At 38.9% G+C, this 22,651-nt stretch carries 15 protein-coding genes; 8 read left to right on the forward strand and 7 right to left on the reverse strand.

Annotated elements, in window-relative coordinates; translation table 11 throughout:
- Window positions 1-41: 41 nt before the first annotated feature.
- The 3 genes from HCX49_RS06425 to HCX49_RS06435 are packed head-to-tail and all read left to right on the forward strand — an operon-like array spanning window position 42 to window position 5,749.
- Entirely contained in the window at window positions 42-3,206 is a 3,165-nt protein-coding gene (locus tag HCX49_RS06425) for a SusC/RagA family TonB-linked outer membrane protein (protein WP_168126545.1), read from the forward strand.
- A 28-nt stretch (window positions 3,207-3,234) separates the two neighbouring features.
- Window positions 3,235-5,064 (forward strand): RagB/SusD family nutrient uptake outer membrane protein, encoded by a 1,830-nt coding sequence (locus tag HCX49_RS06430; RefSeq protein WP_168126546.1) that lies wholly within the window; start codon window positions 3,235-3,237, stop codon window positions 5,062-5,064.
- Between the two features lie 16 nt (window positions 5,065-5,080).
- On the forward strand, window positions 5,081-5,749 hold the full coding sequence (locus tag HCX49_RS06435) for a DUF3823 domain-containing protein (RefSeq protein WP_132839912.1): 669 nt from the start codon (window positions 5,081-5,083) through the stop codon (window positions 5,747-5,749).
- A gap of 68 nt (window positions 5,750-5,817) precedes the next feature.
- Here HCX49_RS06435 and HCX49_RS06440 read toward each other — a convergent pair whose 3' ends face one another.
- Window positions 5,818-7,548: an ABC transporter ATP-binding protein gene (locus HCX49_RS06440; protein ID WP_168126547.1), complete on the reverse strand. Its 1,731-nt coding sequence runs from the start codon at window positions 7,546-7,548 to the stop codon at window positions 5,818-5,820.
- Between the two features lie 103 nt (window positions 7,549-7,651).
- Window positions 7,652-9,403, reverse strand: a complete 1,752-nt coding sequence (locus HCX49_RS06445; protein WP_206368273.1) for an ABC transporter ATP-binding protein — start codon at window positions 9,401-9,403, stop codon at window positions 7,652-7,654.
- A gap of 245 nt (window positions 9,404-9,648) precedes the next feature.
- On the opposite strand from HCX49_RS06445, the gene HCX49_RS06450 reads away from it, so the two are divergent.
- On the forward strand, window positions 9,649-10,437 hold the full coding sequence (locus HCX49_RS06450) for a carbon-nitrogen hydrolase family protein (RefSeq protein WP_168126548.1): 789 nt from the start codon (window positions 9,649-9,651) through the stop codon (window positions 10,435-10,437).
- A gap of 239 nt (window positions 10,438-10,676) precedes the next feature.
- The gene (locus HCX49_RS06455) at window positions 10,677-12,296 is read left to right on the forward strand and encodes an NADP-dependent glyceraldehyde-3-phosphate dehydrogenase (protein WP_021188556.1); all 1,620 of its coding nucleotides are present in this window, start codon (window positions 10,677-10,679) and stop codon (window positions 12,294-12,296) included.
- Window positions 12,297-12,467: 171 nt separating this feature from the next.
- Here the strand turns inward: HCX49_RS06455 and HCX49_RS06460 are convergent, their stop codons facing one another.
- From HCX49_RS06460 to HCX49_RS06480, 5 genes are all read right to left on the reverse strand, one after another.
- Window positions 12,468-12,881, reverse strand: coding sequence for a DUF1801 domain-containing protein (locus HCX49_RS06460; protein WP_168126549.1), 414 nt, complete (start codon window positions 12,879-12,881; stop codon window positions 12,468-12,470).
- A gap of 3 nt (window positions 12,882-12,884) precedes the next feature.
- A complete protein-coding gene (locus tag HCX49_RS06465) occupies window positions 12,885-13,736 on the reverse strand; it encodes a TraB/GumN family protein (protein WP_168126550.1) in 852 nt (283 codons plus the stop codon).
- Between the two features lie 108 nt (window positions 13,737-13,844).
- Complete coding sequence (locus tag HCX49_RS06470; protein ID WP_021188554.1) at window positions 13,845-14,240, reverse strand: OsmC family protein; 396 nt, start codon at window positions 14,238-14,240, stop codon at window positions 13,845-13,847.
- A gap of 5 nt (window positions 14,241-14,245) precedes the next feature.
- Window positions 14,246-15,133, reverse strand: coding sequence for a pirin family protein (locus tag HCX49_RS06475; protein ID WP_021188553.1), 888 nt, complete (start codon window positions 15,131-15,133; stop codon window positions 14,246-14,248).
- A 385-nt stretch (window positions 15,134-15,518) separates the two neighbouring features.
- The gene (locus tag HCX49_RS06480; protein WP_168126551.1) at window positions 15,519-17,105 is read right to left on the reverse strand and encodes an ABC-F family ATP-binding cassette domain-containing protein; all 1,587 of its coding nucleotides are present in this window, start codon (window positions 17,103-17,105) and stop codon (window positions 15,519-15,521) included.
- A gap of 479 nt (window positions 17,106-17,584) precedes the next feature.
- Between HCX49_RS06480 and HCX49_RS06485 the strand changes: the two genes are divergently transcribed.
- The 3 genes from HCX49_RS06485 to HCX49_RS06495 all read left to right on the forward strand — a co-directional run bounded on the left by HCX49_RS06485 (window position 17,585) and on the right by HCX49_RS06495 (window position 22,646).
- Entirely contained in the window at window positions 17,585-18,007 is a 423-nt protein-coding gene (locus HCX49_RS06485) for an HYC_CC_PP family protein (RefSeq protein ID WP_132839901.1), read from the forward strand.
- Between the two features lie 87 nt (window positions 18,008-18,094).
- Window positions 18,095-19,489, forward strand: a complete 1,395-nt coding sequence (locus tag HCX49_RS06490) for a TolC family protein (protein WP_168126552.1) — start codon at window positions 18,095-18,097, stop codon at window positions 19,487-19,489.
- Window positions 19,490-19,502: 13 nt separating this feature from the next.
- Window positions 19,503-22,646 carry an efflux RND transporter permease subunit gene (locus HCX49_RS06495; protein ID WP_168126553.1) on the forward strand — a complete coding sequence of 1,048 codons (3,144 nt, stop codon included), beginning with the start codon at window positions 19,503-19,505 and terminating at the stop codon, window positions 22,644-22,646.
- Window positions 22,647-22,651 lie beyond the last annotated feature (5 nt).

Below are 22,651 nucleotides of genomic sequence, written 5' to 3' on the forward strand. Positions count from 1 at the left end.
CAAAAACACTTAAACTTTATAACCAAAATAAATTTAAAATTATGATTAAGTTTTTCTTTAAGATTAAATTCCTTTTGAAGGTCTTTAATCTAAAAACAGACTATGCGCCTTATTTTATTATACTCTCGAGTATATGTTCCATAAACCTAGCATATGCACAAAATAAAGACGTAAAAGGCTCGGTCAAAAGTTCGGATGGCACTCCCTTGCAAGGCGCGACAGTTTTAGTCAAGGGAACTACCGCTGGAACATCGACCAACAATACGGGGGTGTTTTCATTAAACATGAATCCGACTAATGCAACATTAGTGATCAGTCATAAAGGATATGAAACGAAAGAGGTCCAGCTCAATGCTTCTTCCCAGAACCTGGATATCACTTTAGTATCCAGTGCACCTGAATACATTGACGAAGTTGTCGTAACGGGTTTTGGACTAACGCAAAAAAAGGAATCATTGACATCTGCGATTTCAACATTAGGATCCAATGATATCAAACGATCCACTGCTTCAACAACTTCAGGAGCTTTGGTCGGTAAGATCCCGGGATTAAACTCACGGCAGTCGGATGGCCGTCCTGGCGCTGGTACAGCTTTACAGATCCGTAATATGGGCGATCCATTATATGTCATTGACGGTGTTCAAAAAGATGCTGGTCAGTTCAATAACCTTGACTTTAATGATATCGAAAGCGTTTCTGTACTAAAAGATGCATCGGCCTCTATTTATGGTGTACGAGCGGCCAATGGGGTTATTGTGGTCACAACAAAAAGAGGAAAAAGAAATTCCGCTAATACAGTCAATCTAATCGCTAATTACGGATTTCAGAATTTATCTACCTTTCCTAAAGCTGCAGATGCAGTCACTTACATCGAGAACTATATCCAATCGGAAACTGTGCAGGGAATCAAAGATTATAAATATTCGCGCACAGATCTCGAAAAATGGAAAGCGGGTACAGAAAAAGGCTATGTTCCATTTGACTGGTATGATTATATCTGGAAGACTTCACCACAACAGTATTATTCGGTCAATGCTTCTGGAGGCTCCGATAATATTAATTATTACTTCAGTGCAGGTCATATGAACCAAGAATCCATGATTGTTAATTATGGCGGTTTTAAACGGACCAATGTACAGATGAATGTGGATGCGCAGATTTCCAAAAAACTTAAAGTGGGCGCTTCCCTTAATGCACGTTACGAAAACCGTACGAATCCTGGAGTTCCCGGTGGTGACGATTATTGGTTGCCAATTTTTGCTACCTATCGTAATTTGCCAACTGCCAGACCATTTGCCAATGACAATCCCAATTATCCGACCTTAACTTCTACCGATCCAGGTACGAATTTCGCCTGGTTAAATTATGATCTATCTGGAAAATATACGGATACCTGGCGTGTTGCCCAACTAAATTTCAATGCAGAATATGATATCATAGACGGATTGAAAGCAAAGGCTTTGGTGGGGTACTATTATGCAAATCAAAAGCTGGATAACCATGAATATACCTACAAATTGTATGGATACGATGAAGCCAATGATACTTATCCGGTGATTTTTGAAAATAACAATCCATGGCGCGAAAGAAGAATGGGTCATGTTGAAGAACTTACGTCTAATTTCCAGCTGGCTTATACCAAATTAATTGATAAACATAATATCAATGTAGTAGGAGGTTTTGAAACGATTGTCCGTCATACGCCAACGACATGGGTACATTCCATTCCGACAGCCAACTCGTTGAACTTGATCGATTATGAAACCATGGACACCTATAACGATGATGGAAATAGGACAGAAGGTCGATTAGGTTATCTGGCCCGTATTAATTACGATTATGACAGTAAGTATCTGATTGAAGTTTCGGGTCGATACGATGGTTCCTGGAAGTTTCCTCCAGGACAGCGTTGGGGATTTTTTCCTTCGGCCTCATTAGGTTGGAGAGCCTCTGCTGAGAGTTTTTGGAAAGATAATTCCATTTTGAGTAAAATCAATGATTTTAAACTGCGTGCATCTTATGGTTTGCTGGGGGATGATGCCGTATCTGGTTATAGTGCATTTGATTACCTGTCCGGTTACAATTATAAATCCGGTGGATCTGTTATCGATGGTAAATATATCATCGGTTCACAGCCTAGGGGTTTACCGGTAAGGACACTTTCTTGGATCAGAGCGAAAATATTGGATATCGGGCTAGATTTTGCGATTGTCAATTCTAAACTGACAGGAAGTTTTGATTATTTCAGACGCATGAGAACTGGATTACCAGCTTCGAGATATGATATTTTACTACCATCGGAAGTAGGTTTTAGTTTACCCAACGAAAACTTAAATTCAGATATGCATAAAGGTGTTGAAGGGATGATCAAGTGGTCAGACCGTATCGGTGAATTGAGTTACAGTGTCGCGGCGAATGCAACTTACTCTAGATTTTACGATTGGAACCAGTATAAACCGAGATTTAGTAACTCCTGGAATGTGTACAGAAATTCAATCAATGAGCGTTTCGGTTACATCAACTGGGGACTGGAATCAGCAGGTCAGTTCCAAAGTTGGGAAGAGATCGCAAACTGGACAGTTGATAATGATAGACAGGGGAATAAAACTTTAAGACCAGGAGATATCAAATATGTAGATCAAAACGGTGACGGCGTTATCAATGGACTGGATGAGCGTCCTATTGGATACCGTGAAGACGCGACACCGATTTTGAATTTTGGTTTTAATTTTTCATTCGGCTATAAAAACTTTGATTTAGCCTTTGACTTAACTGGCGGTGGTCTGAATTCTTGGTACCAGGACAATGAGCAAAGAAATCCATTTCATGATGGGGGTAATAATGCACAATACTACATGGAAGACACCTGGAGACTTTCCGATATATATGATGCAAACAGTGAACTGATACCTGGGAAATACCCCATGTTACTGATCGGCAATACATCGCACAGTAATTATTGGAACAGTGATTTTTGGAAGCATAATGTAAAATACATCAAACTTAGAAATCTTGAGTTTGGATATTCCCTTCCGGAGAGTTTCCTGAAAAAAGCGAGTATCAAAAGAGCAAGGGTCTATTTTTCGGGACAGAATCTTTTGACCTTATCTAATGTAAAAGGTGTGGATCCGGAGATCAACGCAACAAGTGGTCTGGTCTATCCGACAACGCGGATCTATAATTTTGGTTTAAACCTGACTTTTTAATTAAGGCTGTTAATTTAAAATGATAAATATGAAAAAGTTATTCAGTAATAAAATTATATGGATCGCGCTGATCGGTTTACTATCTACCGGCTGCAATAATATACTTGACCAGGACCCGGATAAGATCATCAGTGATGAACAGGTTTTTAGTGATGAAATCATGATCAATTCTGTTCTGGCTAATTTTTATGGACGTGTTCACTGGGGACAAAATACAGCAGATTCGTACAGCTATACGATTTTGGATGAAGCGGGTAAATCTGATGGCGGTCCTGATAATATCCAAAACTATGGCGATGATTTATGGCGGGTGTATGACTATACGCTCATCCGGAGTATCAATCAGTTTTTAGCTGGATTGCGGAGTACAAATGCGCTCAGTATGACTAAGAAATTGAGTTATGAAGCGGAAGCACGCTTTTTAAGAGCCTGGGTTTATTTTAATATGGCCCGCGGGATGGGCGGTATGCCGATCGTGGGGGATGAGGTTTTTGAATATACCCCTGGAGATGACATTACAGCACTGCAATATGCGCGATCAACAGAGTCGGAGATCTATAGCTATATCATTAAGGAAATCGATGAGATCCATGCCAACTTGGGTGACAGTCCGACGATAAATGCGGGTCGAATAAATAAATGGGGAGCATTAATGTTAAAAGCAAGGGCTGCTGTATATGCCGGATCATTGGCGAATTATAACAATAAGATGCCCAATCCGATTAAAACAACAAATGGTGAAGTTGGTATCGCGGCGTCTGAGGCTCAGAAGTTTTACGAATTAGCACTTGATGCGGCAGAGCAGGTGATCAATGGCGGTAAATATCAGCTCAGCCTGAAGAAACCGGATGATCTAAGCCGGAATTTTTACGAAGCGATTAATCTCAAAGAGAACAATGTGGAAGTGATATGGGCCAGAGATTATAAATATCCGGGACAAACGGTAGAATTTACCAAGAATAATATTGCACCATCGCTGGCGGAAGATATTGACCGTGCATATGCAGGCCCGATTTTAAATTTAGTTGAAGATTTTGAATATATCAATGATCGAAATGGGGTTTTAAAAAATAAAGATGCGAACGGTAATTATATCTTCTATGATAATCCTTTAGCTATTTTCCAGGATAAAGATCCAAGACTAAGTGGTTCTATTATTTTGCCTGGATCGGTTTTTAAGGGCGAGGTGGTTACTTTGCAAGCTGGTCAGAAGATATTGCAGGGCGGGTCTTACGTAACTAAAATCGGCCAGCCTGGAACAAGTGATGCTAATGGTCTGATTACTGCGGCAAATGGGCCAATTACCTCAAACTTGCAATATGTCAATAAATCAGGCTTCTTTTTCCGGAAATTTTTAGATGAAAATCCCGGAGCTTCAACAAGAGGCCGTAATAGTGAAATGTGGTTCACGCGGTTTAGATTTGCTGAGGCCGTCATGATCGCCAGTGAAGCGGCTTTTGAATTAAACAATATGGGTAAAGCACTAGGCTATCTTAATCAGATCAGATCTAGAGCAGGGTTAAAGGCATTAAATACGATGTCTCTAGCAGATATCGTGCAGGAAAGAAGAGTCGAATTTGCATTTGAAGATCATCGGTACTGGGATTTAAAACGATGGAGATTGGCCGATAAAATATGGAATGGATCTACGCAAAATCCGGATGCTATACAGTATGCTTTGTTTCCCTATAAAGTTGTAGCTCCGGGAAATGTTAATCATGGCAAATGGGTTTTTGATAAACAACCGTTTACAAATTCACCGAATCCGCGATTCTTCCAAATGAAGAATTATTATAATTTCATCAATCAGGACTGGATTAATAATAATCCTAAAATGGTTAGAAATCCGTATCAATAAAACTAAATCAAAGAATATGAAAAATATATTGATTATTATGACTGTACTGTCATTACTGTTTTCTGCTTGTGGTAAAGATAATTATGACCAACCTACTTCGACAATAAGTGGGCAGGTTAGCTATAAAGGAAAGCCGATTGGGGTCAGAGGGACAGGTGAGGTTGTTAAATTACAGCTTTACCAAGAAGGATTTGAACTCAATGCTCCAGTTCAGGTTTACGTAGGCCAAGACGGAAGTTTCAAGTCTAAAATTTTTGATGGCAAGTATAAACTAATCGCCACTAATAATAATGGCCCTTGGTTAAACAGTACCGATACCGTTCGATTTGAATTGAAAGGGAGCACGACTGTCAATTATGAAGTGACTCCTTATTACACCATTGAGAATGTCAAGTTATCCTTAGATGCCAACCAAAAGCTATCAAGCAGTTTTACAATCAACAAGGTTTTTGACAATGCAAGTGTCAATTATTATATGCTGCTGGTTAGCCGTACGGCCTTTGTCGATGATGCCACAAATATTTTCCGAAAGGATTATCAAGATGGTAAAACTGAGATCAGTTTATCAGAAGATCTCAGCCAGTTAAAAGAAGTGAGTGGAAGCGGACCTCTTTTTGCCAGAGTAGGTGTTCGGGCAAATGCTGGAGATCAAGCTGTCTATTCAGAAATAATAAAAATTAAATAGTTGATGCAGTGAAATTGTGTTAAAGACCTCATGATTCATGAGGTCTTTTTTTTCCTAAATTCTTCAGCTTAGCTATCCTTATTCACTTTCCATCCATTTGATTTCTGCTGTATTTCCCACATTTTTCTGTAAATACCATCCTGTTGTACTAATGCTTCATGTGTTCCTTTTTCTGCAATACCGCCATTATTCAATACAATGATCTGGTCTGCATTTTTAATGGTAGCCAATTTATGTGCAATTACAATTACGGTTTTAGCTTTTACGAGTTCCTGTATGGCATGCTGGATATAAATTTCATTTTCAGGATCGAGACTTGCTGTGGCTTCATCCAGTAGTATAATCGGTGCATTTTTCAATAATGCACGGGCGATGCTGATGCGCTGTTTTTGACCTCCTGAAAGTTTACTGCCACCTTCACCCACCATGGTATCCATCCCTTTCGGAAATTCCCATACGAAATCCAGTATCTGTGCTTTATCGGCCGCATCAATAATTTCTTCAAGGGGTGCGTCTGGTTTACCAATTTTGATGTTGTTATAAACAGTGTCGTCAAAGAGATATACATCTTGAAATACTTCGCTGATGAGTGTATAATACTGATCTTGATGAATATCGCGAATGTCCATGCCGCCGATTTTAATGACGCCGGTATTTACATCCCAAAAACGGGCAATGAGCGAGGCAATTGTTGATTTTCCAGAACCAGAATGGCCTACCAAAGCGAGCATTGATTTTTCAGGAACAGTAAAACTCAGATTCTGAACGGTTAACTTATTTTGATAACCAAAACTAACATTGTCGAATACGACATCATATCGATTGGGGACACCTTCTTCTCCCGTTTCCATGGTAGGTGTTTCCATAATAGCAACAATACGGTTGAGACTTTCATTCATGTATCGAAGTACCAGATAATCGACCATGACAACTTTAAGCGGGTTGTATAAGTTATAGCCCATAATGAGGAACGTAATTAATACGGGAATGGTGATGGTATTGTTGGATAAATAGTATAATCCTAAAGCGACCATCAAAATAAAACCGATCTCGAAAACAATGCCTGCTGTGACAACAAACGGACCGGGAATAGCCTCCATACGGATACTTTTTTTTCTCAGATCTTCAAATGAATTTTCCAATCCCTTATGCTTCTCACCGGTTAATCCATAAGACTTTAAATGTCGTATGCCCTGTACGTATTCTAAAAATTTTGCTTCAACAGTATTCCGGGCCGCTATTTGTTTTTTCCCTAATTTGCTGACGAAATAATTGGCCAAATATAAAAAGGGATAAATGAGTGGCAATGCTGCTAAGAGACAAAGACCTAATCTCCAATCATAGATAAATAGGAAAATAGAAAGCACCGTGGTTCCAAAAATAGCAGAAGCCAGGTTTCCAACGCTATGCCCAAAAATACCTTCAAAATTTGATACATCCTGTAGTACAATGGATGCAATTTCCCCTGGATCACGTTGTTTGAAGAAACCAAGGGAAAATTTCTGGATACGATTTCCTAAGGCAATACGAAGTTTTGTGGACAGGTCATAGACCCATAAGTTGGATCTGACCATCGACTGCGATGCAATAAAAAATTGCACGACCAGCATGACAGCCATAAGACCTACTACCATCCATATTTTATGTACATCGGGTTGAGGAGAAAACAATTCCCATATGATGACCAGTAAAATTGCTGAAGGAGCGGCAATGAACAGGCTATGGAGTATTTCCCAAAGTATGATTTTACGCGTATCTTTTCTGTTAAAAGCGGTAACGTATTTTAGGTTCTTTATCATGTTTACTGATTTCTATTGTATGCTGTAATAAATTGAATGAATGATCGCCCTTATCATGTGAACGAGGAGGCGGAATTTTATGAGGCAAAATGACCCATGTGCACTAGATCACAAATTCCTTTGCTCTGGTATGGGCATTCCACATGCGTCCATACAAGGCGCTGTTTTCCAGTAATTCATCATGTTTTCCATTATCGATTAATTCACCATGGTCAAAAACTAATATTTGGTCCGCATCTGTAATTGTACTCAATCGGTGCGCAATGATTAATACCGTCTTATCTTTGATCAACTGACTAAATGCTTGTTGTATTTTGATTTCGTTTTCGGGATCAGCGAATGCTGTTGCTTCATCTAAAATTAAGATAGGCGCATCTTTAAGAATAGCTCTGGCTAATTGAAAACGCTGTTGCTCACCGCCACTTAAGTGTACACCGGACTGTCCGAATAAGGTATCGTATCCGTTGGGTAAGCTCAAAATTAAATCGTGTATCTGCGCCGCTTTGGCCGCATCTTCAACCTCTTCACGGCTTTTTTTCATACCCATACAGATGTTTTCATACATAGAGTCCTGAAACATAAAGCTATCCTGAAATACGAATGAAACCAGACGCATGAGCTGTTCTGTAGGATAATCTCTGACATCAATACCGCCGATACGTATTTCACCCTTGGTGACATCCCAAAAGCGGGCGAGCAATTGTCCGATGGTACTTTTTCCTGCCCCCGAAGGGCCGACCAAAGCTGTTATTGTTTTTTCAGGTACTGTAAAATTAATATTTTGAAGTCCCCAGTTTTTGTCTTGATAAGCAAAACTTACATGTTCAAATGTAATGGAGTAGTCGATAGGGTGCTGTACAGCTGCATTTTCAAGTAAATGTTCTGTATACAGCAGTTCATCGATCTGTTCAACACCACGATTGATGATGGATATTTGTATACCCATATTATTGAGGGCAAATAAAGGCTTAATGTATCCTGTCCCTAAGATCAGGAACAAGAGAAGTGTGGCAAGAGTTACACCATTCTGAAAATAGAGATAGAGTCCGAGAGCTAATACCGGTAACATCGCATTGCTCGTGAAACTCATAAATATAGCGAAACCGGGCGTACTGCTTTTAACCCATTCGCCCACAAATTTATTGAACCGTTTTACGGTGTTGCCGTACTTATCAAATGTTTCTGCAGACTGACCGAATATTTTCATGACAGGCATAGCTCTGACATATTCTACAATACCGGCATTCATTTCTTCTAAGGATTGATGATAATCCTGAATCAGTTTTTTATTCCTTCCACTGTACATTTTTGGCAACATGACGGCTAAAACTAAAAGTGGAACACAGCTGATTGCAGCCAGACGCCAGTCCTGAAAAAAAAGATAGACAATAGTAATGATGGGTAAGGCGATACCTTTTACAAAATCGGGTATTTGATGGGCGATAAAATTTTCAATGCGTTCAACATCATCAGAAAGTATTTTTTTTAATGTTCCTGAATTACGGTTATTGAGATAACCCATGGGTAGTTTGCCGACCTGAGCGGTGATAAATTTACGCAGTTCAAATAATATATTGTACGCTGCGATATGGGATAATACGCCTGATAGAAAAAATACAAGCATACTGATTATTGCCGCTAAAATAGCATAGATGATATAGGTATTGACTAAGCTGAAATTGATGTTTTCCTTCGTGAGTTCACGGATAATATAAAAAACAAGCACATAGGGCACTAAGCTCAGTAGGGCATGCATGACGGATAGAAATCCTGAGACAAATAATAAACCCTTTTTTCGGCCGGCTATCTCAAGCAGACGGGCGATACCGCTTTTTTTATTTTTTTCTTCTTTCATTTGATTCGTGTTATGGTAACTATTATTAAGAATAGTTCTACATAATATTACTGTTTGGGCAAATATAGTGTGTTAAGCTAATCCGGGAAGTCTGTTAAAGGGAGTAAAAAGTCCTTGAAAGGGAGAAGTTTTTCTTACGTAATAAATCGATCAGGGTTTATTTTTTTTTATATTTATGTAAGCCTTTGTTACTGAATATTTATTACCTTCAGCATGTTAACTATTATCTTCCATTAGCAACGATTATGAAAATAGCACTTGCATCACCACCTTTCCCTAGTTCAATAGATCATGGCCTTCAACTGCTCGAAAAATTCGCAGGCGATGCCGCACGTGGAGGTGCGGAAATCATCTGTTTCCCTGAATCATTTATACCGGGCTATCCAGGTATGGGTTATGCTATTGAAAGCCGTACTCCTGAAGCATTAGAGATGGCTTTGGAAAAAGCAAAATTCATTGCAAAATCGCATAAGATTGCGCTTGTATTGCCAATGGACGGATATATTGCCGATTGTATTTATAATTTGGCTTATGTCATATCGGGTACGGGTGAGCTTTTAGGTTATCAGACCAAAAATCAGCTTGATCCAAGCGAAGATGAACTGTGGACAGCAGGAGTAGCGCGTAAGGTTTTCGAAATAAACGGATTAAAATTTGGAATAACGATCTGTCATGAAGGTTTTCGTTACCCCGAATCTGTGCGATGGAGTGCATGCAATGGGGCTCATATCGTGTTTCATCCGCATCTAACAGGCAGTAATGAAACAGGTCAACACTATCATACATTCGGAGCGAAGGAGAATCCCTATTATGAAAAGGCCATGATGATGCGTGCCCAGGAAAATACCATTTACTTTGCCAGTGTCAATTATGCCTCCACTTATCAAGAGTCTGCTTCAGCTGTAATTGCACCGGATGGTTCCTGTGTTAAGCATCAGCAGTATGGAGAAGCGGGGGTTTTAATTGTTGATATCGATCCAGCCAAAGGTTCAGGAATGTTAGCTAAAAGATTCAAAAGCAATTTATATTTATAAAAGATTAAGTACTGTCTTTCAATTTTATTGGTATCTGAAATGCTGATTTAATTCAAAAAAATCAACTTTGTTATAGATAGTGTAATAAATACACAATTATATTAGCAAAATTTAAATTAATTGTATACCTTTATGATAGAGTAATAAGGGAATATATATTTTTTTTATCAAAGTAATCTGTTTTTCCAAACATTACCACTAACCTTTTTCATTAAAATAAAGTAAATTAAAAAAGAAAAATGAACTTAGACCTAAAGAGCATTTTTTATTCTGAAGCGGATATTCCGTCAGAATTTAATCTAGCTGAACAATTGGATCAACGTGTTTTCCTTTCAAATGGAGCGTTACTTCCTTGGGCAGGAGAGGTGAACGAAGTGTTTTCGCCTATTTGTATACAGACAAAAGACGGACTTCAGCGAAAGCGCATCGGTAGCTACCCGGTATGTACAGTTAAGGAATCGATGGAAGCATTAGATGCTGCTGTAAATGCTTTTGACAACGGACGTGGCGAATGGCCGACGATGAGTGTTGCCAACAGAATTGCCTGTGTTGAGCGTTTTACACATAAAATGTTAGAGCAAAAGGATACTGTTGTTAAATTGATTATGTGGGAAATCGGTAAGTCGTATGCAGATTCTGTAAAGGAATTTGATCGTACCGTAGAATATATCTATGCCACTATCGACGCTTTAAAGGATATTGACCGCGATTCATCCCGCTTTCAAATCGAGCAAGGAATTATTGCCCAAGTGAGAAGATCGCCACTTGGTGTGGTACTTTGCATGGGACCTTTTAATTACCCGCTGAACGAAACTTTTACAACGTTGATCCCCGCTTTGATCATGGGTAATACGTTATTATTCAAACCACCTAAGCATGGTACTCTTTTACACTATCCGTTGTTAGAGGCTTTCCGTTCTAGTTTTCCTAAAGGAGTTGTCAATACCATTTATGGTAGAGGAAATAAAATCGTACCGCAACTGATGCAATCTGGCAAGATCAATGTGCTGACTTTGATCGGATCAAGCAGAGTTGCTGATGAGCTAAAAAAGCTTCATCCTAAAGTGAACCGTCTGCGTGCAATTCTAGGATTAGATGCCAAAAATGCGGCTATAGTAACCCGTGATGCTGATTTAGACCTTGCAGTCAAAGAAACAGTATTGGGTGCGTTATCTTTTAACGGTCAACGATGCACTGCGATTAAAATCGTATATGTGCACCGTAGTCTAGCTCAGGAATTTTTGAAAAAACTGACTGAAGAAGTGTCACGACTGAAGTATGGTATGCCTTGGGAGAGTGGAGTAGCACTTACACCGCTTCCTGAAGTGAATAAGCCAGCTTATTTAACAGAGTGTATTGAAGATGCAAAGCAGTTCGGAGCGAAAGTGATCAACCCGAATGGTGGTGAAGTATTGGAGTCATTTGTTTATCCGGCTATTGTTTATCCTGTCAATGAGCAGATGAAATTATACCGTGAAGAACAATTTGGTCCAGTTGTTCCTGTTGTTCCTTTTGATGATCTGGAAGAACCAATTGAATATTTAATCGGATCCTCTCACGGACAGCAGGTGAGTATATTTAGTAATAATGCGGCTGTTATTTCTTCTTTGATCGATCCTTTGGTCAATCAGGTAAGTCGTGTAAATATCAATTGCCAATGTCAACGTGGACCGGATATTTTTCCATTTACAGGAAGAAAAGATAGTGCTGAAGGAACGTTGTCTGTTGTCGATGCGCTAAGATCTTTTTCTATCCGATCATTAGTTGCTACTAAAAATACAGAGCACAACAAAGATTTGTTAAATGATATTGTGAGTGAAAATAGATCTAATTTCTTAAGCACCAAGTATATATTTTAACGATATGACCGCTATGCTCATCCCGATCGGGATAAGCATAGCGGTGTATTATTGTCATAAATCGGGACGTCTCCTTTGCAAATTTAAGTACAGACTTGTATGAAAATAGCTTGGTATCACAACGGTAACTATCAAAAAGGCGAAAGATTATCTTTCGCCTTTTACTGTTAACTATATTTCTTTTTTTACTGCTGCTACACCATCCTGTACAATCTTTCTGAGAATAGCTTCATCAATATCTGAAAGCCGTTTGACATATATACAGGATTTGCTCATTTTATATTTCCCGAGTTGCTCAAGATCGTATTTTTGTTCATCATCACAGGTATAGAGATACAATGATATCGCAGGTTTTCTTGGAGAAAAACCGACCAAAGGCGCATCACCTTCATGGCCACTGGCATATTTGTAATGATAGCTGCCAAAACCAATGATACTTGGTCCCCACAAAGTTGCGGGCTGTGCTGTAATCTCTTCCATAATTTCGATCAGCTTATAACTGTCGACCCTTTTCTGTTGGTCAGGTATCTGTTCAATAAATTGCGTAACAGATTCATCTGTGGGCACTGTTTTGTTCTTCGCCATATTTTATAAGATAGGAGTGAGCTTATAACCTTTCGCAGTTAAGAGTTTCAATAAACCTTCATTGCCAACCAGATGTCCTGCACCGACCGCAAATAGATGTGAAGATTCCGTCATTTTAGCGGGCATTTTGTTGATCCAATTGTTGTTGCGCTTAGTCAAGAAATCAGCTTGTTCTTCTTTGGACATATAACTGCTGTCATAAATTACTGTTTCCAAATCTTTTAAATTTTCGGCCTTGTAGGCAGTGACCATCTTATTCGATACAGCTGGCATTTCATCAATTTTTTCAAGGTATTTTAGTAAATCGGATGCCTTAAACATGCTGTTTAACATGTCGATCTGAAATTTCAGTGTTTCTAAATCATCTATTTTTTTATTCGCTGACGCCGCTAATGTCTGAATGTCCGCCTCCATGGTTTTTACATTTCTAGGGTCGGAGCAATTCATTGATTTTAAACTCAAGACAGAAACAAAGACAGCAGGTGACATCATCTCTAACATTTTAACGGATAGGCCCTGTGAAATCAGAATGCTGTCAATTTTTAATAGTTCACCCTGACTTAATCCTTTCAGAAAACTAGTGTCGGGCTTCATCATTTCAGGAATAAGTGCTTTGTTTTCTTCTGATGCAAGATTTACTTCGAAAGTCACAACATCTACCAGTGGGATTAGGTTTTTAACTTTATCTTTTAATATATAATCGTCCTCACACATAATGTGCATCGTACCCAATAAATAAGAGTCTTTCTTTAATCCATTTCCTGATATTTTCCATAGCACGGTATTATCTTGTGCGTGAACAGTAAAGGTGGCTACGATAAAGGCTATGATAGCCATAAGGCATATTTTTTTCATATAAATAAGTTTTTAATACACTATAAGTATGTGAAAAGCATAAAATGTTACAGCGTGATAGCAAAAAAGCTTTATAAATTAAATTATAAAGCTTTTTGAGGTATTTTTTTACGCTATCACTCGCGTCTCGACGGTTACTTGTGAAAGGAGTATTTTATGAATGGGGCAGGCGTTGGCGATCGCTTCAATGCGCCCCTTCTGCTTATCATCAAGATTGCCTTTGTAGCTAATTTTTCTGATAAATTTCGTTTCTTTTTTATCTTCTGACTGTTCAATATCAACTTCTACATCGATAGGGCCAATATCCCATTCCTTTCGGTCAGTATACATTTTTAAGGTAATGGCTGTACAGGATGCCAAAGATGCCGCTAATAACTGCTGCGGATGAAATCCGAGGTCAAGACCACCTTTTTCTTCTGGTTCGTCTACAATAATGCTGTTTTTTCCTGCAGTTACTGTTGTTTTATATTTATCTATACCGATAGTAGCTTTAGCGCTATTCATGATGTTTATTTGTTTAAATAAAATTCTGGAAGTGGGATATTTCCTGTTTCATTCGGAACTTCTGGAAATCTATTGTTGATCCAGTCTTGCTTTGCTTGTTCTAATCTTTCTTTGGAGGAGCTCACAAAATTCCATAAAATATAGCGTTCCTCGGGTAAAGGTTCTCCTCCGAAAATATAGATTTTTGAATTTTCACCGATTTCAAATTCACATAATTTAGCATCTTTAGCGACCAATAAATGTTTAGATTCAAATGTTGTTCCGCTATCTGTAATGGTACCATCTAAAATATAAAGACCTGATTCGCCGTATAAATCGTTGCCGATGCTGATCTTTGCCTTGTTTTTAGATTTAATTTCGATGAAGTATAGTTTGCTGTATACGGATACAGGTGATTTTTTTCCAAAGGCTTCACCCGCAATTAAGGTATAGCTGACCCCATTTTCATCTTCCCAATGCGGTAAATCTTCGGCATTGGTATGTTCAAAAGATGGTTCGCACTCTTCAAGTTCTTTTGGTAATGCTACCCAGATCTGAAGGCCATGTAACACTTTATCGGTATGTCTTAAGTATTCGGGAGTACGCTCAGAATGGGTTACGCCTTTACCCGCAGTCATCCAGTTTACAGCTCCGGGTTTTATCTCCATTTCGGTACCAAGACTATCGCGGTGCATAATTGCTCCTTCAAAGAGATAGGTTAGGGTTGATAAGCCAATATGAGGATGTGGACCGACATCGAGGTTTTCATATTCATTTAATGCCGCAGGGCCCATATGATCAATAAAAGTAAAAGGCCCAACCATTCGCTTTTGACGAAAAGGCAATAAACGACCAACCATAAAATTGCCGATATCTGCGGCCCGTTCTTCTATAATAATACCAATGTTAGACATAGCTATGTTATTTTAAAATCTTATTGTATGAAACAGTTGTCATGTATTTTAGTTTTGGTGTCAGCAAAACCATATTCAATAGGTTATCGCTAGGGATACTGATAAACACATGCCAGAGAACGCCTCGTTCTTCTGCTAAAGATAAGTACTTGTTTTATTTATATTATTGATCTAGATTAAGAAAATGACGGCAACCAGCAATTTATTTAAAATTCAGGAAGTTTATCCATGATATGCCGCCTATAAAAGAACAATGCCAGATTTTTGTATGAAGCGTGGTGGTACAGTAATCATACGTTACTTTAGGAAAAAGATAACTTTTCGACTCCACTTACAATAGGTCTGAGGTGGAGTCGAAAAGCCAATTTTTATAATGCCAAATAAACTAGAGCATGATTGTTCGGTCGATATTTATCTCCTGTAAAAAGTACTCATCATGAGATACGACCAGTATGGTACCCTGGTAAGTTTTTAAAGCGGTAGTCAATATTTCAATATTCTGTATATCTAAGTTATTAGTCGGTTCATCCATAATGATGAGATCTGGTGCTAGATTCTGAATTGTTAAGCAACATAGGCATAGCCTCATTTTTTCTCCACCGCTCAGGGTATTGCATCGCTTATCCCAGCTGTCTTTACCAAATAAAAATCGATTTAATCTGATTTTGATCTCATGTTCCTGTAAGCTAGTGTCATTAAATAACTGTACCTGATCATATATGGTCAGATCATTGTTGATCATGGAATAATCTTGATCAATGTACACTGATTTATGTGCTGCACGATACACTTCACCTTGGTAATCATGGATCTTATTGAGCAAAATCTGAATAAGAGTTGTTTTCCCAGATCCATTTTCTCCTTTTAAAGCAATACGTTCTGTACTTGAGATTTCAAAATCTAAATTTGTATTCCAAAGCGGCTTTCCATTAAAATTGCCATTCAGCTTCTTTACGGTAAAGAGTTTTTTGCCTGCGTGTAAATTGGAGTCCGTTAGACCAAACTTTATTTTGTCAATATCTGGAATTCCCTTTCTTAAGCTCTGCAACTCCTGGGATAGACCCGCACTTTTTTCATGATGCGTATCTTTTATTTTAGCGGTGCTTTTTTCAGCATTATTGCGCAAGGTATTCATCATGATTCGGGAAACGCCCTCTTTCTGCTGTTTATTCTTCCCTCTAGCATCTAATTTTTGTTGCCGCTCTATGGTCTCGCGCGCCTTGATCTTTGTTTTTCTGATTTCTTTTTCGACATGTTTGATGTCATGATGCAAGGCCTCTTGTTTCATCTTCTTTTCTTCCAGATAGAAATCATAATTACCGGCATAGTAAATCAATCCAGAAGAGGTCAATTCGTACATGGAATCGAGTTGATTGAGCAAAGATCGGTCGTGACTTACGATAATCATCGTGCTGGATGAAGAACGGATGAATTGATACAGCAGCTTACGGCTCATGGCGTCTAGCTGATTGCTTGGCTCATCGAGTAAAATCAGTTTGGGCTGGTGAATACTGATCCCTGCTAGAAAAACTTTCGTTTTCTGGCCACCGCTCAGGCTGTCTAGCTTTTGGTCCAAAGCGAGATCCGTTAATTTCCAGTAAGACAATGCCTCCTGGCATCGATCTTCAATGTTCCAATCATCATCGAGTACAGTTAGATTTTCTTCTGTTACAATTCCTGAAAGTATGGCATGAAGTGCACTTAACTTATGATCGATTTTTAATGCCTGCGCTACCGTTAAATGATTGTACTGACCGAATAGCTGCGGCACGTAATATAAGGTGCCATCAATACTTTTTTGGCCATGAGCGGCGGTTAATTCACCCGCAATGATCTTTAACAGTGTGGATTTTCCGACACCATTGTTTCCGATCAAAGCAACTTTTTTATTGTCCTGCAAACTTAGACTGATGTCCTGAAACAGCACATCTTTATTCTGATGTATATATGAAATGTTTTGTAAAATAAGCATAATTTCTTTTTTTAGCATGAACGATCGTGCGCATGGAGTATGCGTCACATTAATTTTTTGCAAAAAGAAATTATTTATTACATGGATATGTTGCTTTTTAGTTACTGATGCAAATCTAGATAATTTTGTGCGGATATGAAAACAAATTTTTGTGACTGTTTATTTTTTGCACGACAAAATTGACAGATTTGTAATCTCCAGTCGGATGATTTCACTTCGGGTCATCGGCTTTTCTATTTTATACTAGTGCTTACTTTACAGCTAAATAAGTATTCTTATTGCTGTTTTACGGCAAGTCATATTCCTCATAAAAGAAAAAGTTAAGATATCTTATTAAGTGGTACATTTCTAGGGTATAATCACGTAACGGCACTTTATTAGGGTGAAGCTCGGTGCAAATTTCATAAAGTTTTACAAGATTTACCCATAATGTTATAAAAATCTAAGTTGCCTATTGCGCTAGCTTTGCACCAAGTATTATGAAAAAACTATTCGTCATATTCCTCTCATTCGTTTACCTGATCTTGTCCTCGGGCTTTGCTCAATATGCGCATTTTTGTATGGGAACCGCAACGAAAGAAGTAACCTTAACGAATATCAATCATAATACCAATACGCCTTGTGCCATCTGTGCTTCTAAGGAAAAAGGACTGGAGAAGAAAAAGAAGAACTGTTGCAAAGTAGAAACGCAGATCTTTAAGACCGATAAAGCTTCAAGTAAACAAGCTGGCTTTGATTTTTCGCTAAAAATTTGGGGAGATGTTATTCCCAACCGAACATTAGGTGCTGTTTTCGATAAACTATCGATCACTAATGTCTCTAATAATCCTAATTACCTGTCCGACAGAATACTTCCCCGGACAAATCCCCTCTATATCTTCCATTGCATCTATAGAATATAGAAAGTCATGTATTGAATTTGACATTTACCATTCCCAATGAAGAGGAATCGGTACTCATTCTTTATATAACTTTTTAAACTTTCGTCTATGAATCTTAAATTCATGGCGTCAGTAGGCTTTATACTTGCTCTTAACTCATCGGGTTTTGGACAAGTACTAAACTTATCTGATGCATTGCAACGTGCAGTTGACCAGCATGATAAAATAAAATCAAAAAGAACTCTTGTTCAGTCTGCTGAACAGAATACTATTTTTCAAAACAAACAATTTCTTCCCGATGTGACCTTGGGTGCACAGCAAAGTTATGGAACGATCAATGCACAAAACGGGCCCATGTATGCTCATGGAGGTTTAGCTTCTGCGGCAACTTCAATGCCTTTGGCTGAACAAAATTGGAATGCTGCTTTTGGGTCTCTGTATTTTGCCAACGTCAATTGGAATGTATTCACCTTTGGCAAAAAAACAAATCAAGTGGCACTTGCCCGTACAAAGGAGCAGACTGCAACTGCTGATGTCGATCAGATCATATTTGAACATCAGGTCAAAGTTGCGGCGTCCTATCTTAATCTATTGGCGAGCCAACGTATTAAATTTGTTCAGGGTAAAAATACAGAACGTGCCCAGGTGTTTTTTGATATGACCTACAGTCGGGCAACAAGTGGCTTAATTCCAGAAGTTGATGTTTCGCTTGCGAAAGCAGAGGTCTCTCATGCGAGATCGTTAGAAATCAAATCTTACGATAAAGAACTGGCCTATTCAAAACAGCTTGCCGTTTTGTTGGACGATGATTTTCAAACGTATGAACTGGACAATGTATTCAATACCAGTGTACCTATTATGTTATGGGATCAAATTCAAAGTAAAGTAGCGAGGCATCCTTTATTAGAATTGCAGCAACGCAAGATTGATGAAAGTGCGCAATCTGAAAAATTTATCCACAGCCATAAAATGCCCAACATCAATATTTTCGGTGTGGTGCAGGGACGTGGTTCAGGTTTTGATTGGAACTATGTCCAGGATAACACCGCATATTCATCTTCCTATTTTAAAGGTGCAGGAATTCAGCGTAGCAATTACCTTTTTGGAGGTACATTGAGTTGGAATTTGACAAATATCTTTCGGTTTGACAGTAAAATAAAGGAGCAAAAGTTTCAATCCCAATCCTTAAAGCAAGATTATACTTTATTGGAGAAAGAACTGAATGCGCAAACCAATTTAGCGAAAGTACAGTTTCAAAATGCAGTCGATAATCTTGAAGAAACAAAAGTACAGCTCACCGCTTCACAGTTAGCCCATCGTCAACATACAGCATTGTATGAGAATGGTCTTACAACATTGGTTGATTTCACACAGGCATTGTACAGCCTCAATAGGGCTGAGGTCGATTATGAAATTGCCCAAAACAATGTTTGGCAGGCGATGCTGCTATTAGCATCTGCACAAGGAGATATTTCGATTTTACTTAAAGCGACTCAACACTAATTTTTCTTCGAAAATGAATTTAATCAGATTTGCACTTCGCAAACCAATTTCCATCATGGTTATGGTATTGGGCCTTTTATTCTTCGGAATACGGGCAGCAAAAGATATACAGGTAGATATTTTACCTGAGATGAACTTACCGGTGGTTTATGTAGCTCACTCGTTTAACGGCTATACGCCACAACAGATGGAGGGTTACTTTACCAAGATGTATGTCAATATGATGCTTTTTACGAATGGAATAAAAAGTATTGAGACGAAAAATACACAGGGATTGACATTGATGAAAGTCAATTTTTATGAGGGTACTGAGATGGGAGAGGCTATTGCGCAGCTGACAGCCCTCTCCAATCGCTCGCAGGTATTCTTACCGCATGGTGCTCCGCCACCTTTTATCATTCGGTTTGATGCTTCATCACAACCGGTGGGTCAATTGGTTTTCCGCAGTGAATCCAAAACGAATAATCAGCTGCAGGATATTGCCAATTTTACAGCACGGCCTTTCTTGATTGCCATTCCGGGGTTAACAACAGCGCCACCATTTGGCGGTAGTCCACGGACAATTGAAATTAATATTGATCCCAATAAACTCCGTGTACACCAGCTTTCGCCAGAGCAGATTGTGGAAATCATCAGTCGTCAGAACATCACATCACCTTCAGGAAACGTGTATATAGACGATATCAACTACTTGACACCGACCAACAATACCTTAAAGACGGTCGAAGAGTTTGGCGATATTCCATTATTCAAAGGACAGGTTGATAATGTATATTTAAGAGATGTTGCAACTGTTAAAGATGGTGCAGATATTACAGCTGGCTATGCCTTGATTGATGGCAAGCGTTCGGTATATATCAATGTAGCCAAATCAGGAAAAGCGTCAACTTATGATGTCGTACAGAACCTTAAAAAGGTCATTCCTAATATTCAAAAAAACCTCCCTGATGATGTGAAGATTTCTTATGAATTTGATCAGTCAGTCTATGTGATCAATGCTGTAAAAAGTCTGATTGTAGAAGGGGTCCTGGGAGCATTGCTAACGGGTTTAATGGTGATCCTATTTTTAAGAGATATGCGTGCCGCAATTATCGTGATTTTAACAATTCCGATTTCCATTATTTCAGGTGTGCTTTTTCTTAAATTATTTGGACAAACCATCAACATCATGAGTTTGTCGGGATTAGCGCTAGCCATCGGTATTCTGGTGGATGAAAGTACGGTCACGATCGAAAATATCCATCAGCACTTTGCAATGGGAAAAACAAAAGCAAGGGCCATCTGGGATGCCTGTATGGAGATCGCTTTCCCTAAATTATTGATCTTACTTTGTATTCTCGCCGTATTTGCACCTGCATTGGTGATGACGGGGATACCGGGATCACTGTTTATGCCACTGGCTCTTTCAATTGGATTTTCTATGATCACTTCTTACCTGATGTCTCAGACTTTTGTGCCGATCATGGCCAATTGGATGATGAAAAACAATCATGTAGCGGGTGAAGTGCATAAAGAAACAGCTTTCGATAGATTTAAAGTTCGCTACTCGAATCTGTTGGAACGATTAATGGCGAGTAAGAAGATCATTGTCTCGATCAGTTTGGTGCTGATCCTAGCCCTAGTTGCTGTTATGTATCAGTTTACAGGAAAAGATGTTCTTCCGAACGTCAATTCGAGCCAATTCCAGGTGCGGATAACTGCGCCTGAAGGAACGCGAATTGAAAAAACGGAAGAAAAGGTAAAGGCCGTATTGCATCAATTGGGTACTTTGATCGGGAAAGATAAAATTGCGATTTCCTCTGCCTACGTCGGCTTACATCCATCCTCATTTGCGGTAAGTCCCATTTATCTTTATAATGCGGGTCCACATGAAGCATTACTTCAGGTAGCGCTAAAAGATTTTAAAGGGAATTCGGATCTCTTAAAAGATGAAATAAGAGCGCATCTCAAAAAAACGATGCCAGAACTTAAGCTTTCTTTCGAACCAATCGAATTAACCGAAAAAATATTAAGTCAAGGTGCGAATACCGCTATTGAGATCCGTATTTCGGGTATGATGAAGAAGATGAATGCGATGTCTGCCAATAAATTGATGGAGAAGCTTAAAGAATTGGATTACTTACGTGATGTCAAAATACCACAATCCATGAATTACCCAGCTCTGGAAATTAATATTGACAGAAATAGAGCCGCACAGTTAGGCTTAGATGCGCAGGATATTTCGAAGTCTTTGGTCGCCAGTACTGCTTCTTCACGTTATACAAGTAAAAATATGTGGGTAGGCGGTATGATGGGGATTGCTTATGACGTGCAGGTACAAATGCCTCAAAATATTTTAAACAGCCAAGATGAACTGGCGAACATTCCATTATCTAAAAATGCGGACAGACCTGTACTTGGCGATGTCGCAACCATAACACCTGTTAAAACATTGGGCGAAAGTTATAATTTGGGAACAATGGGTTACACAACTGTAACAGCCAATGTACATCAGACTGATCTTGGCCGAGCTAAAAAAGATGTACAGGCTGCAATTGATTCTTTAGGAGAACTGCCAAAAGGTGTGAATATACAAGTAGCGGGTATGGCTCCAGTTTTAGACGATACCATGAATAGCTTAGCGAGCGGATTATTGATTGCAATCGTGGTTATCTTTTTGATGCTGACAGCTAATTTTCAATCCTTCAAGGTTTCACTGACCATTTTAACCACAGTCCCTTTCGTGGTATTTGGTTCTTTGGTTTTACTGAAATTGACCGGATCGACTATCAATATGCAATCTTATATGGGGATTATTATGGCAGTAGGTGTTTCAATTGCCAACGCTGTACTATTGATCAGTAATGCGGAGACATTGCGGTTAGAAAATAAAAATGCCATGCTATCTGCTATTACAGCAACGGGACTGCGTATCCGTCCGATCATTATGACCACTTTGGCGATGACAGCCGGTATGTTGCCGATGGCAATTGGATTTGGCGAAGGTGGAGATCAAGTGTCACCCTTAGGTAGAGCGATTATCGGTGGACTGGTAGCTTCTACTTTTTCCGTACTCATCATTTTACCCTTGGTTTTTGCTTGGGTATTGGGTAAAACTAAAGTTCAATCACCTTCTCTAGATCCTGAAGATGAAAACAGTGTACATTTTAACAATTAGAAAAC

The sequence above is a fragment of the Sphingobacterium sp. B16(2022) genome, from assembly GCF_012030425.1.
Classification (GTDB): Bacteria; Bacteroidota; Bacteroidia; order Sphingobacteriales; family Sphingobacteriaceae; genus Sphingobacterium; species Sphingobacterium anhuiense.

Coding starts and splice junctions, on each gene's coding strand:
- HCX49_RS06480 (WP_168126551.1), bottom strand. CDS start 17,105: ATGCTTATTTTACAAAACATTTCATATATACATCAGAATAAAGATGTG.
- HCX49_RS06485 (WP_132839901.1), top strand. CDS start 17,585: ATGAAAAAACTATTCGTCATATTCCTCTCATTCGTTTACCTGATCTTG.
- HCX49_RS06450 (WP_168126548.1), top strand. CDS start 9,649: ATGAAAATAGCACTTGCATCACCACCTTTCCCTAGTTCAATAGATCAT.
- HCX49_RS06440 (WP_168126547.1), bottom strand. CDS start 7,548: ATGATAAAGAACCTAAAATACGTTACCGCTTTTAACAGAAAAGATACG.
- HCX49_RS06475 (WP_021188553.1), bottom strand. CDS start 15,133: ATGTCTAACATTGGTATTATTATAGAAGAACGGGCCGCAGATATCGGC.
- HCX49_RS06470 (WP_021188554.1), bottom strand. CDS start 14,240: ATGAATAGCGCTAAAGCTACTATCGGTATAGATAAATATAAAACAACA.
- HCX49_RS06495 (WP_168126553.1), top strand. CDS start 19,503: ATGAATTTAATCAGATTTGCACTTCGCAAACCAATTTCCATCATGGTT.
- HCX49_RS06425 (WP_168126545.1), top strand. CDS start 42: ATGATTAAGTTTTTCTTTAAGATTAAATTCCTTTTGAAGGTCTTTAAT.
- HCX49_RS06445 (WP_206368273.1), bottom strand. CDS start 9,403: ATGAAAGAAGAAAAAAATAAAAAAAGCGGTATCGCCCGTCTGCTTGAG.
- HCX49_RS06460 (WP_168126549.1), bottom strand. CDS start 12,881: ATGGCGAAGAACAAAACAGTGCCCACAGATGAATCTGTTACGCAATTT.
- HCX49_RS06430 (WP_168126546.1), top strand. CDS start 3,235: ATGAAAAAGTTATTCAGTAATAAAATTATATGGATCGCGCTGATCGGT.
- HCX49_RS06435 (WP_132839912.1), top strand. CDS start 5,081: ATGAAAAATATATTGATTATTATGACTGTACTGTCATTACTGTTTTCT.
- HCX49_RS06455 (WP_021188556.1), top strand. CDS start 10,677: ATGAACTTAGACCTAAAGAGCATTTTTTATTCTGAAGCGGATATTCCG.
- HCX49_RS06465 (WP_168126550.1), bottom strand. CDS start 13,736: ATGAAAAAAATATGCCTTATGGCTATCATAGCCTTTATCGTAGCCACC.
- HCX49_RS06490 (WP_168126552.1), top strand. CDS start 18,095: ATGAATCTTAAATTCATGGCGTCAGTAGGCTTTATACTTGCTCTTAAC.